An 11,898-nucleotide genomic window follows, 5' to 3' on the forward strand; every position below is an offset into this window, starting at 1 on the left:
GCGGGCTCCGCCGTTTCCGCGTCTCCCCCAACCACCAAGGAAGAACTGTGTCCGGATACTCGTCCGATGCGCGCCCGCTCGTCGTCGCGATCGTCGGCAGCGGCCCCCGCGGCATCTCCGTACTCGAACGACTGGCCGTCCGTACCACCGCCGAGGCCGGGCACCCCGACCCCCGCCCGGTGCGCGTCCATCTCATCGACGCCACCGAGGTCGGCGCCGGCCGGGTCTGGCGCACCGACCAGGACCCCTGGTTCACCATGAACACCGTGGTCAGCCAGGTCACCATGTACTCGGGCGACCGGGACGAGGGCCCCGCGCGGCCCGGCGCGGGACCCTCGCTCGGCCAGTGGATCGAGGAGCGCGCGGCGGCCGGGGAGGAGCTGCTCGGCCCCGACGACTACGCGCCGCGCGTCCGCTACGGCCAGTACCTCGCCGATGTGTACGCGACGATCGCGCGCTCGCTCCCGGCCCATGTCGAACTCGCCTCCGTCCGCGGCCGGCTCACCGCGCTGCGCCCCGGACCGGACGGCCGCTATCTGCTCTCCATCGACACCGCGCCCCATCTGCTGGAGGCCGACCGGGTGGTGCTGGCCACCGGCCATCCGCTGAACGCCCCGGACGCCTTCGAGCGCGAGATGCTCGGCTTCGCCGCCCGCAACCCCGGCACCCGCTATCTCTGCGGGGACTCGGCGGCCGACATGGAGCTGGACGAGGAGACCGTCCCGGCGGGCAGCGCGGTCGGCATCCGGGGGCTCGGGCTCTCCTTCTACGATGTGATGCTCTCGCTCACCGCGGGCCGCGGCGGCGCCTTCCGCGACGGCCCGGACGGCACGCTCGTCTACCTCCCCAGCGGGCGCGAGCCGCGGATCGTCGCCGGTTCCCGCAGCGGGCTGCCGATCCCCGCCCGGGGCCGCAACCAGAAGGCGCCCTCGTTCAGCCACCGCGCCCTGTTCCTCACCCGCGAGGCGCTGGCCGCCGCGCGCGCCGCGCGCCGGGCCGCGAGCGGCAGCGGTCAGCTCGACTTCGCCGAGGACGTGCTGCCGCTGCTGCTGAAGGAGGTGGAGCACGTCCACTGCGTGACGGAGGTGCGGAACCGGTCCGGCGAGGCCGCCGCCGCCGCGTTCGGCGAGGCGCACGCGCGGGTGCTCCGCGCCGGCGGCGACCCGGGCGGTCTACGGGTGGCGGCCGGGCTCCCGGCGGGGCCGCCGGTCGATCTCGACGCGCTGGCCCGGCCGTTCGCCCGGGGCCGCTTCACCTCCCCGGAGGACTTCCGGGCGCGGCTGCTGGAGGTGATGGACGAGGATCTCGCCGCCGCCGCGCTGGGCACGTCCGACGGTCCGCTGAAGGCCGCGCTGGACGTGCTGCGGGACATCCGCAATGTGGTGCGCGAGGCCGTCGACTACGGCGGGCTGCTGCCCGAGTCGCACACCGGCTTCTTCCACGGGAGGTTCCTGCCGGTCAACGCCCTGCTGTCGGCGGGGCCCCCGATGTCCCGGGTCCAGCAGCTGCGGGCGCTGATACGGCAGGGCGTTGTGGAGGTCGCCGGGCCCGCCACCCGCTTCGAGACCGATGAGCGGGCTGGTGCCTTCCGTATCGTCTCGCCGCAGGTCGACGGGTCGGCGCGGCGGGTGCGCACCCTCATCGACGCCCGTATCCCCACGCCCGATCTGCACCGCGACACCTCGCCGCTGACCCGGCAGCTCATCGAGGAGGGCATGGCCCGCTCGTATGTCATCCCGGGGCCGGGCGGCGGCACGGGATATGTCACCGGCGGTCTCGATGTCACCGGGGCGCCGTTCCATGTGGTGTCCGCCGACGGCGCGCCGCAGCCGGATCTGTACGCGCTGGGCATCCCCACCGAGCACACCCGCTGGTTCACCCAAGTGGGCAGCAGCCGCCCCGGGGTGGGCACGCTCTTCTACCGGGACGCCGACGCCATCGCGGGCGACGCGCTGCGCCCGGTCGCCGGCGCCGCGCACCCGGTCACGGAGGCCGGGCGTCCGGTCCGGTCGGCCGGGGAGCCGGTGGAGGCCGTCCGGCCGGCCGGGGAGCCGGTGCTCGTCGCCCCGGGTTCCGGTTCCGGTCCGGCCGCCGGGCAGGGGGAAGCGGCATGAGCGCGTCCCGCTCCCGGGCCGTCGCGCGGTTCCGCGCCGCCCGTGATCTGCTGCTGCTGCACCGCACCGACGCGGTCAAGGCCACCGAGGGGTTCCGCTGGCCGGAGCTGACCGAGTTCAACTGGGCGCTCGACTGGTTCGACACCGTCGCCGCCGCCCGGCCCGACCAGCCGGCGCTGCGGCTGATCGGCGCGGGCGGCCCCGGGAGCGACCGGGTGCTCACCTTCGCCGAGCTGGCCCGGCGCTCCGACCGGGTCGCCGGCTGGCTGCGGTCGGCGGGGGTGCGCCGGGGCGATCCGCTGCTGGTGATGCTCGGCAACCGCGCGGAGGTGTGGGAGACCCTGCTCGCCGCCATGAAGCTCGGCGCGATCGTCATCCCCACGTACACCACGGCGACCCCCGCCGAGCTGGCCGACCGGCTGCGCCGGGGCGGGGTGCGCCATGTCGTGGCGGAGGCCGGACTCACCGGGCGGTTCGCGGGGGTGCCGGGCGGCTGGTCGGGCATCGCCGTGGGCGGCGGGGCCGGAGACGGTGTTCCCGGGGGCTGGCGGTCGTACGCCGAGAGCGCGGGGGCGCCGGAGGGCTTCGAGCCCGACGGGCCGACCGCCGCCGGCGATCCGCTGTTCCGCTACTTCACCTCGGGCACGACCTCGCAGCCGAAGATGGTCGAGCACACCCATGTCAGCTACCCGGTGGGCCATCTCTCGGGGATGTACTGGAACGGGGTCACCCCCGGGGACGTCCATCTCAACATCTCGGCCCCCGGCTGGGCCAAGCACGCCTGGAGCTCGTTCTTCGTGCCGTGGAACGCGGAGGCGACGGTGGTGGCGCTGGACGCCGCCGACAGCACCCCGGAACGCGTGCTGGAGGTGCTGCGCACCCGGGCGGTCTCCACCTTCTGCGCGCCGCCGACGGTCTGGCGGGGCCTGGCCGCGCACGGTCTCGGCGAGGCCCCGCCGGCGCTGCGGGAGGCGGTCGCCGCCGGGGAGCCGCTGGAGCCCTCGCTGGTGGAGCTGGTGCGGGAGCGGTGGGGGATCGATCTGCGGGACGGGTTCGGCCAGACCGAGACCACCGGCCAGATCGGCAATCCGCCGGGCCGCGCCCCGCGTCCGGGCAGCATGGGGGTGCCCCTGCCGGGGTACCGCGTGGTGCTGCTCGACCCGGTGACGGGCCGGGAGGTGCCGGACGGCGAGCCGGGCGAGATCTGTCTCCCGCTGGACCCGCGCCCGCTGGGGCTGATGCGGGGGTACGTCGGCGATCCGGAGCGCACGGAGAAGGCGTTCGCGGGCGGGTACTACCACTCGGGGGATCTGGCGGTACGGGCCCCGGACGGCAGCCTCACCCATGTGGCGCGCGCCGATGACATGTTCAAGGCCTTCGACCACCGCATCTCGCCGCGCGAACTGGAGGAGGTGCTGCTGAGCCATCCGGCGGTGGCCGACGCGGCGGTGGTGCCGATCCCCGATCCGGTGGGCCTGTGGGCGCCGAAGGCGTACATCGTGGCCGGCTCCGGCCGTCCGGCGGACGCGGAGGCGGAGGCGGAGACGGCGCGGCTGGTCTTCGACCTGGTGCGGACGGAGCTGCCGCCGGAGAAGTGGGTGCGGGCGGTGGAGTTCACCGATGTCCTGCCCCGCACGACCTCGGGGAAGGTGCGGCGCGCGGAGCTGCGGGACCGGTCGGCGGCGGGGGGCGGCGGCACGCTCCACCGGATCGACGGGAGCGGCGGGAGCGGCGGGGCGGGTACGGAGCGCCGGGCCGTGTCCGGGCGGTAGCGCCGTCCGCCCTCGGGGCGGGGCTCGCGGTGTCCGGTGGGCGCGGTCGCGCGGCGGAGGGTTCCCGTGCGGGACGCCGGGGGGCGATTCCGGCGGCGCGGCGCGCGCGGGTGCCGCCGGGCGTCGCGGCCGGACGGGACTCCGCGGGCACGGCCCGGGGCCGGTCCGGTGCCGGGCCGGAGCGGCCGGTGCCGGGCCGGAGCGGCCGGTGCCGGGCCGGAGCGGCCGGTGCCGGGCCGGGGCGGCCCGGGGAGAGGCGCGTTCTCCCCGGGCCGCCGTGTCAGTCCCGCGCGGCGGGGCTCTTCGCCGGCGCGTCCCGGCCCTCCCGGTCCGCCGCGCCCTTCTCCCCGTCCTGGAGGTGCCGGGCGTAGTGCCGCAGTGCCTTGGCGCGGTTGCCGCAGCCCGCCATGGAGCACCAGCGCCGGGTGCCGTTCTTGGAGACGTCGTAGAAGTGCAGCACGCACTGGGGGTTGGCGCAGGGGCGGATGCGCGCGGGGCGGTCGGCGAGCAGCCCCAGGTAGTTGTCGGCGGCGGTCCAGGCGGGCCGCCAGGACGGCTCGTCCAGCTCGACGCCGATCTCGGGGCCCTCCGGGCCGAGGGTGTGCCGGACGGCCCCGTGCGCCAGGACGGCGTTGAGCGCGGCGACCGCCTCGGCTCGGTAGGGCGGGGTGGCCGTGATGAGGGTTTCGAGTGCCGTGCGCGCTTCCAGCAGATACCGCAGGGTGTGCTCATCGGCTGGAATCCGATGGTCGCGCAGGGCCTCGCCCGCGGCGTCGCCGGCCAGCCAGATCGTCAGCCCCTCAAGGGAATCCAGCAGGTCATGCGGGCCCGTGGCGTCGATCCAGCGGGTGTTGAGCAGGTCAATGGCGAGCGGCTCGCCGGTCAGCGGACGGGGGTCCGCCTCAAAGGGTCGCGGCACGGAACGTCCTTCCTTGGCGGGAAGTCGCGTGTCTCGCGCTCCCCTCTATCCACACTAACCGGTCACAACAAGATTACCGGTTGCGCTCCCGCTACCTAACCCCTAAAGTCATTTTCACCGGTTACGGGGATGTCCCGTAACCCCTACGGAGGGCATGGGACGAAGATGAGCAAGGCCACAACCCTGCAGACCGGTCACGTCGGGCTGAACGTCACGGACCTGGACCGCTCGCTCGCCTTCTACCGCGAGGTCTTCGACTTCGGGGTGATCGCCGAGGGCAAGGAGGAGGGCCGGCGCTGGGCCTTCCTGGGCCGCGACAACCAGCTCCTCGTCACCCTCTGGCAGCAGAGCGAGGGCGCCTTCCGCACCGACGCCCCCGGTCTGCACCACCTCTCCTTCCAGGTGGAGTCCATCGAGGCGGTCAACGCCACGGCCGAGGTGCTGCGCGGCCTCGGCGCGGAGTTCACCTACGACGGAGTGGTTCCGCACGGCGAGGCCGGCACCTCCGGCGGGATCTTCTTCACCGACCCCGACGGCATCCGGCTGGAGATCTACGCGCCCACCGGCGCCGACCCGGCCGACGCCCCCACCCCGGGCGCGCCGACCTGCGGCTTCTTCTAGACAGCAGCGCGAGAGACATCACAGCGCACGACCGGAAGGGAATGCCGTGGCCGACTACCACCGGGGCGAGGCAGCCGTACAGGACCGCGCGGGCCTCCTCGACCACGCGAAGTCCTCGCTCGGCGCCATCAACGACGCCATCCCCGAGATCGCCGCGGCATTCCTCGCCGAACAGCCGATGATCGTTGTCGGGGGCACCGACACCACGGGCCGCATCTGGGCCACACAGCTGACGGGGCCGCCCGGATTCCTCCGGGCGGCCACGCCCCGGGTCCTCACCATCGGCACCCTGCCCATCCCCGAGGACCCCCTGGCGCACCTGCTGACCGGGGCCGGGCCGGCCGGCGGGGCCGTACCGCTCGGCATGATCGCCATCGAGCCCGCGACCCGGCGCAGAATGCGGATCAACGGCCGGGCGGTCCGGGACGGCGACGGACTGAGGGTCGACCTCGACCAGGTCATCGCCAACTGCCCCAAGTACATCCAGAAAAGGGCCCCGCACACCGCCGGCCCGGCCGGCGGCGGCGCCGGAGCGCGCACCGTGACCGACAGCGACGCGCTCGACGAGGCCCAGCGGCGCGCCGTCCGCGCGGCGGACACCTTCTTCATCGCCACCGCGTCGGACCGGGGGGACACCGACGCCTCCCACCGGGGCGGCAACCCCGGCTTCGTCGAGGTGCTGTCCCCCACGCGGCTGCGCTGGCCCGACTACACGGGCAACGCCATGTTCCTGACGCTGGGCAATCTGGCGCTGAACCCGGCCGCCGGGATCGTCCTGCCCGACTGGGCGACCGGCTCCACCCTCCATCTGTCCGGCACGGCGCACACCGTGTGGGACCCGGAGGAGACCGCCCGCGTCCCGGGCGCCCAGCGCCTGGTCGAGTTCTCCGTCGAGGCGGTACGGGAGATCTCCGCCGCCTCCCCGCTGCGCTGGAGCGACCCCGCGTACTCCCGCTTCAACCCCCCGGTGCGCTGAAGCCCCGCCGCCGGGCGGCACCCATCCGCACCCTCCCACCGGAGCACCCCATGCAGATCACCGTGGACATGAAGGTCTGCGAGAGCCACGGGCAGTGCGTCTTCGCGGCGCCCGAGGTGTTCTCGTTCGACGACGACGACTACCTCGTGCACGAGGCCACAGCACCCGAGGCCCTGCGCGACAAGGTCGAGAAGGCCGCGTCCGCGTGCCCGGTCCGCGCCATCACCCTCTCCGCAGCCCCGGCCGTCCGGTGAGCCCGGTCCGCGAGCACCTGGTGATCGTGGGCGCATCCCTCGCCGGGCTGCGGGCGGCCGAGGCCCTGCGCGGCCAGGGATTCACCGGCGGTCTGACCCTGATCGGCGCCGAGGAGCACCTCCCGTACGACCGTCCGCCGCTCTCCAAGGCGGTGCTCACCTCCGACGCCGAGCAGCCCCCCGACACCGCGCTGCCGCTGCCGGCGGCGCTGGACGCGCGGTGGCTGCTGGGCCGGCCCGCCACCGGGCTCGACCCGGACGCGCACACCGTCACCCTCGCCGACGGCACCCGGATTCCGTACGACGGGGTGCTGATCGCCACCGGGGCGACGGCCCGCGCCTGGCCCGAGGCCTTTCCCCGGCCACCGGCCGGGGTGCTGACCCTGCGCGGCCGGGACGACGCGGCGCGGCTGCGGGAGCGGCTGCTCCCCGGCCGGCCCGTGGTGGTCGTCGGCGCCGGGTTCCTCGGCGGCGAGATCGCCGCCGCCGCGCGCGCGCGAGGCGCCGAGGTCACCCTGGTGGAGGCGGCGGCGCAGCCCCTGGCGGGGCCGATCGGCGCCGAGGGCGGGGCGTTCGTGGCCGGTCTGCACCGGGCGGCGGGGATCGATCTGCGGACCCGCACCACGGTCACCGCGTTCACCTCCCGGGAGGGCCGGCTCACCGGGGTCACGCTCTCCGACGGCTCCCGGCTCCCGGCCGAGACGGCGGTACTGGCGCTCGGTGCCGAGCCCGCCACCGGCTGGCTCGCGGACTCGGGGCTCGACACCGGCGCCGGGCTGCGCTGCGACCCGTATCTCCGCGCGCTCCGCCCCGACGGGAGCGTCGTCCCCGACGTGGTGGCGGCGGGCGATGTGGTCCGGGCGCCGTACGCGCTCGCCGGGGGCACCCCGCTGCTGCTCGGCCACTGGACCAACGCCGCCGAACAGGGCGAGGCCGCGGCCCGCACCCTCCTCCAGCCGGAGCGTCCGCAGCCGTTCGACAGCATCCCGTCCTTCTGGTCGGATCTGCACGGCACCCGGCTCCGCTCGGTGGGGCTGCCCGCGCTCGCGGACACCACCGAGGTCCTCGAACTCGACGAGGGGGCACGGCGGCTGGAGATCGCCTACCACCGCCACGGCCGGCTGATCGGCGCGCTGACCATCGGCCGCACCAGCCGCCTCGCCGGCTACCGGGAGCGGCTCCGGCACACCGCCGGGCAGTCACCGGTGCCGGTCTGACCGGCCGTCCGGCCCCCTGCCGGGCTATCGAGAGGTGATGTCCGGGAGGAGGATCGCCCCGGCGGGGCAGGAGCCCGCGGCGAGACGGACCGCGCCGAGACGGGCGGTGGGCGGGGCGGGGTCCAGGAGGAGCACCCGGCCGTCCTCGTCGTCCTGGTCGAACACCTCGGGGGCGGTCAGCGCGCACATCCCCGCGCCGACACACCGCTCGCGGTCGACGGCGAGCCCCATCGCCTACTCCTCGTCCCAGGTGACGGGGAGCCGCTGCACCCCGTACAGCCCCGGGCCGCCGCGCAGCGGCACCTCCTCCGGCGGGACGGCGAGGCGCAGCCCCGGGAAGCGGGTGAGGAGGGCGGGGAAGGCCACCCGCATCTCGACCCGGGCCAGTTGCTGCCCCAGGCACTGGTGGATGCCGTGGCCGAAGGCCAGATGGCCGGTGGCCCGGCGCCGCACATCGAGGGTGTCGGGGTCGGGGAAGCGCTCCGGGTCGCGGTTGGCGGCGCCCAGCGCGATGGTGACGGACTCGCCCGCCCTGATCAGCCGGCCGTCGATCTCGACATCCTCCAGGGCCGCGCGCACCCCGGTGTGGGCGATGCTCAGATAGCGCATCAGCTCCTCGACGGCCGTCTCAGCGAGACCGGGATCGGCGCGCAGGGCGGCGGCCTGGGCGGGGTTGCTCAACAGGGCGAAGGTGCCGAGCGCGAGCATATTGGCGGTGGTGTCGAGCCCGGCGGCGAGCAGGAAGCCGCCGATACCGGCGAGTTCCTCCTCGGTCAGGTCGGTGGTGGTGAGATCGCTGAGCAGGTCGTCGGTGGGGTGGGCGCGCTTTGCCGCGACCAGTTCCCGGACGTACTCCGTCAGCGCGGCGAACGCGGTCATCATCTCGTCGATGGTCGCGCCGGTGCCGCTCACCTCGGCGGCGAGACGCTTGAACTCGTCCCGCTCGGACGGGGGAACACCCAGCAGTTCGCAGATCATCAGCGCCGGAATGGGGTGCGCGTACATCCCCACCAGATCGAGCCCGGGGCCGTGGCGCTCCATGGCGTCGAGATGTTCGGCGGTGATCTCCTCGACCCGCTCGGTGAGCGCCCGCATCCGGCGGACCGTGAACTTGCCCGCGAGCAGGCGCCGGTAGCGGGTGTGCTCGGGCGGGTCGACGCCGGTGAGGTCGCCGATCGGCGCCGCGGGCAGCTCACCGACCGCGAGCCCCGGGAACGGGTTGTGCATCAGTTCGAGCCGTGAGCTGAAGCGGGGGTCGGCGAGTATCGCCCGGACGGTGGCGTGCCCGGTGCCCAGCCAGCCCACGTGTCCGTCGTCGTAGCGCAGCCGGCGCAGCGGCTGCTCCTCGCGCAGCCGGGCCAGCGCGGCGGGCGGATCGAAGGGGCAGCCCTCGGTCCGGTCGGCCGGAAGGGTGACCGGCTCGTCGTCGGGTAACGCGGGGTTCTCCCCGGCGGCGGGGGCGGCGGTGCGGGGTTCCTGACGCATGGTGTCCTCCTGTACGGGAATGGTGGGCGCGGCCCGCGGGCCGGTCAACGGGGGCGGTCCGCAGGGCCGGTGATAGGCCGGTGACGGATCGCCCCCGGGGTCGCGGGCGGCGCCGGTGACCGGGCCCCGGCGGGCCGGAAGCGACCGCCCGGGCGGGCCGGGCCCGGCGGGCGGTGGCAGCCGCGGCCGGAAGCCGCCGGGGGCCCGGGGTGGCGCCACCGGGCGGGGGAGATCCATAGCGCCACTATGGCATCACACTAGCGCCACCACAAGCCCAAGTGGTGCCAACGTAGCACCACGGCAACCCCGCTGACGGAGCGTCACACCCTCCGGTGCATCCCCACCGACGCGGGCGCGGTCTCCGTGAAGCCGTACCGCGCGTACAGCCGGCGGGCCTCCCCGTCGGCGATGAGCGAGACATACGCCCCGGCGGGGGCCCGCCGCTCCAGCTCCCCGGTCAGCTCGGCCATGATCCGTTTACCCAGGCCGCGGCCCTGGTGCTCCGGGAGGACGCAGATGTCGACGACCTGGAAGAAGCACCCCCCGTCCCCGACGATCCGCCCCATCCCGACCGTCTCGCCGCCGTGGTGCACGGTGACGCCGTGCCAGGTGGCGGGCAGCCCGATCACCGCCGCCTCGACCGGCCAGACGGTGAGACCGGCGGCGCCGCGCAGCCGCCCGTACAGCTCGACCGCCGGGACGCCCACCCGGAGTTCATAGGGGTCGCCATCCCGACGGTAAGAGTCACTATTCCTATTCATGCCTTACACATTAGCGTCCGGCGATGTCCCGCCCCCGCATCCGTACCGCCGCGACGGCCAGGGGCAGCAGGGCGTACAGACAGAGCACGGCGGCGGCGGCCCACGGCGGCAGCACCGCGCCGTAGACGCTGTCGTCGTTGCCGGTGCCCGCGAGCTGGCCGGGGAGGCTCCCCGGCAGCAGGGAGGTGACCCGGTCGCCCCAGGGGCCCGGCAGATGCTGGGTGAGCAGCGGCCCCACGTACAGCAGCACGACCACGGTCACCACCGCCCCGGTCGTGGAGCGGAGCAGCGCACCGAGACCGAGGCCCAGCAGGGCGAGCGCCATCACCGAGGCGCTCAGGGCGAACAGCAGGCCCGGGGTGTGGGACGACTCGTCGGAGAAGAAGGGGACGGGCCGGTCACCGACGATCGCCCGGGTGAGCCAGGAGGTCGTGAACACACCGGCCAGCCCGGCGGCCAGACCGGTGACCCCGACGACCCCGGCCTTGGCGCCGAGCAGCCGCACCCGGCCGGGGACCGCGACGACCGTGGTCCGGATCATCCCGGTGGCGTACTCCGAGGTGATCGTCAGCGTGCCCAGCACCGCCAGCGCGATCTGGGCGACCACCGCCACCAGCGGTTCGAGCGGCGAGAGGGCCACCCCTTCCCGCTCCGCGCCGGAGAGCCCGTCCCAGGTGCCCGCGATCGAGGCCGCGAGCACACAGGCCAGGGCCACGGCGACGGCCACCGTGCCGAGCAGATGGGCCGTGGAGCGTACGGTGCGCAGCTTCAGCCACTCGGCCGCGAACACATCGGCGGTCCCGCTCGCGCGGGTCCCGCTCACCGGGGCCGGGCTCATCGCGCCGCCTCCGGCGCACGGTGATCGGCGGCGCCCGCGGTCAGCTCCATGTACGCCTCCTCCAGGGACGCGGTGCGCGGGGTCACCTCCCACACGGCGATCCGGTGCGCGGCGGCCAGGTCGCCGATGCCGGAGACCTCCATCCGCGTCACGGTCAGCCGGTCGCTCCCCGGCTCCCGCACCACCCCCGCCCCCGCGTTCTCCAGGACGGTCGCCAGCTCCGCCGCGCGCGGGGACCGGACGAGGACGCCCTTGCCGAAGCGCTCGGTCAGCTCGGTGACCGAGGTGTCGGCGATCAGCCGTCCGCGCCCGATGACGACCAGACGGTCGGCGGTCAGCTCCATCTCGCTCATCAGATGGCTGGAGACCAGGACGGTGCGGCCCTCGCCGGCCAGGGCCCGCATCTGCTCGCGGAACCAGCGGACACCGTCGGGGTCGAGCCCGTTCACCGGCTCGTCGAAGATCAGCACACCCGGATCGCCGAGCAGGGCGGCGGCGATGCCCAGGCGCTGCCGCATCCCCAGCGAGAAGGTGCGGATCTTCCTGGACGCCACGTCGGCGAGCCCGGTCCGGCCGAGAACGGCGTCGACCCTGGCCCTGCCGATGCGGTGGGTCCGGGCGAGCCAGCGCAGATGGGCGACCGCGCTCCGGCCTCCGTGCACCGCGCTCGCGTCCAGCAGCGCGCCCACCCGGGTCATCGGGCGGTCCAGCGCCGCGTAGGGGGTGCCGTCGACGGTGGCCCCGCCCGACGTGGGGACGTCGAGCCCGAGAACGACCCGCATGGTGGTGGACTTGCCCGCCCCGTTGGGGCCGAGGAACCCGGTCACCCTGCCCGGCCGGGCCCGGAAGGACAGCCCGTCGACGGCGGAGGTCCGCCCGTACCGTTTGGTCAGCCGATTGACTTCGATCATGGCCGCCATGCTCGGGCGGGCGGACGCGCG

Annotated in this window: 12 protein-coding genes; 6 read left to right on the forward strand and 6 right to left on the reverse strand. The window is 75.0% G+C overall.

The annotated features are described in order from the left end of the window. Positions 1–47: 47 nt before the first annotated feature. Positions 48–2,114: an FAD/NAD(P)-binding protein gene (locus ACWCRA_RS15320; RefSeq protein WP_451067812.1), complete on the forward strand. Its 2,067-nt coding sequence runs from the start codon at positions 48–50 to the stop codon at positions 2,112–2,114. Continuing rightward, the gene (locus tag ACWCRA_RS15325) at positions 2,111–3,886 is read left to right on the forward strand and encodes an AMP-binding protein (RefSeq protein WP_451067813.1); all 1,776 of its coding nucleotides are present in this window, start codon (positions 2,111–2,113) and stop codon (positions 3,884–3,886) included. The genes ACWCRA_RS15320 and ACWCRA_RS15325 overlap by 4 nt, the downstream gene beginning before the upstream one ends. Positions 3,887–4,166: 280 nt before the next feature. On the opposite strand, the gene ACWCRA_RS15330 is transcribed toward ACWCRA_RS15325, so the two are convergent. Further along, entirely contained in the window at positions 4,167–4,805 is a 639-nt protein-coding gene (locus ACWCRA_RS15330; protein ID WP_451067814.1) for a CGNR zinc finger domain-containing protein, read from the reverse strand. Between the two features lie 165 nt (positions 4,806–4,970). On the opposite strand from ACWCRA_RS15330, the gene ACWCRA_RS15335 reads away from it, so the two are divergent. The 4 genes from ACWCRA_RS15335 to ACWCRA_RS15350 are packed head-to-tail and all read left to right on the forward strand — an operon-like array spanning position 4,971 to position 7,873. Further along, positions 4,971–5,426, forward strand: a complete 456-nt coding sequence (locus tag ACWCRA_RS15335) for a VOC family protein (RefSeq protein WP_351555805.1) — start codon at positions 4,971–4,973, stop codon at positions 5,424–5,426. A gap of 46 nt (positions 5,427–5,472) precedes the next feature. After that, positions 5,473–6,402, forward strand: coding sequence for a pyridoxamine 5'-phosphate oxidase family protein (locus ACWCRA_RS15340; protein ID WP_351555802.1), 930 nt, complete (start codon positions 5,473–5,475; stop codon positions 6,400–6,402). A gap of 50 nt (positions 6,403–6,452) precedes the next feature. Beyond that, positions 6,453–6,656, forward strand: a complete 204-nt coding sequence (locus tag ACWCRA_RS15345) for a ferredoxin (RefSeq protein ID WP_351555799.1) — start codon at positions 6,453–6,455, stop codon at positions 6,654–6,656. Beyond that, positions 6,653–7,873: an NAD(P)/FAD-dependent oxidoreductase gene (locus ACWCRA_RS15350; RefSeq protein ID WP_351555796.1), complete on the forward strand. Its 1,221-nt coding sequence runs from the start codon at positions 6,653–6,655 to the stop codon at positions 7,871–7,873. The genes ACWCRA_RS15345 and ACWCRA_RS15350 overlap by 4 nt, the downstream gene beginning before the upstream one ends. A gap of 24 nt (positions 7,874–7,897) precedes the next feature. On the opposite strand, the gene ACWCRA_RS15355 is transcribed toward ACWCRA_RS15350, so the two are convergent. From ACWCRA_RS15355 to ACWCRA_RS15375, 5 genes are all read right to left on the reverse strand, one after another. Continuing rightward, entirely contained in the window at positions 7,898–8,104 is a 207-nt protein-coding gene (locus tag ACWCRA_RS15355) for a ferredoxin (RefSeq protein WP_451067815.1), read from the reverse strand. A 3-nt stretch (positions 8,105–8,107) separates the two neighbouring features. Beyond that, complete coding sequence (locus ACWCRA_RS15360; RefSeq protein ID WP_451067816.1) at positions 8,108–9,358, reverse strand: cytochrome P450; 1,251 nt, start codon at positions 9,356–9,358, stop codon at positions 8,108–8,110. 320 nt (positions 9,359–9,678) lie between these two features. Further along, positions 9,679–10,119: a GNAT family N-acetyltransferase gene (locus ACWCRA_RS15365; RefSeq protein ID WP_351555787.1), complete on the reverse strand. Its 441-nt coding sequence runs from the start codon at positions 10,117–10,119 to the stop codon at positions 9,679–9,681. Positions 10,120–10,129: 10 nt separating this feature from the next. Next, entirely contained in the window at positions 10,130–10,942 is an 813-nt protein-coding gene (locus ACWCRA_RS15370) for an ABC transporter permease (RefSeq protein ID WP_451067817.1), read from the reverse strand. 11 nt (positions 10,943–10,953) lie between these two features. After that, a complete protein-coding gene (locus ACWCRA_RS15375) occupies positions 10,954–11,868 on the reverse strand; it encodes an ABC transporter ATP-binding protein (protein WP_451067818.1) in 915 nt (304 codons plus the stop codon). Between the last annotated feature and the right edge of the window lie 30 nt (positions 11,869–11,898).

The organism is Streptomyces sp. NPDC001889, assembly GCF_053594535.1.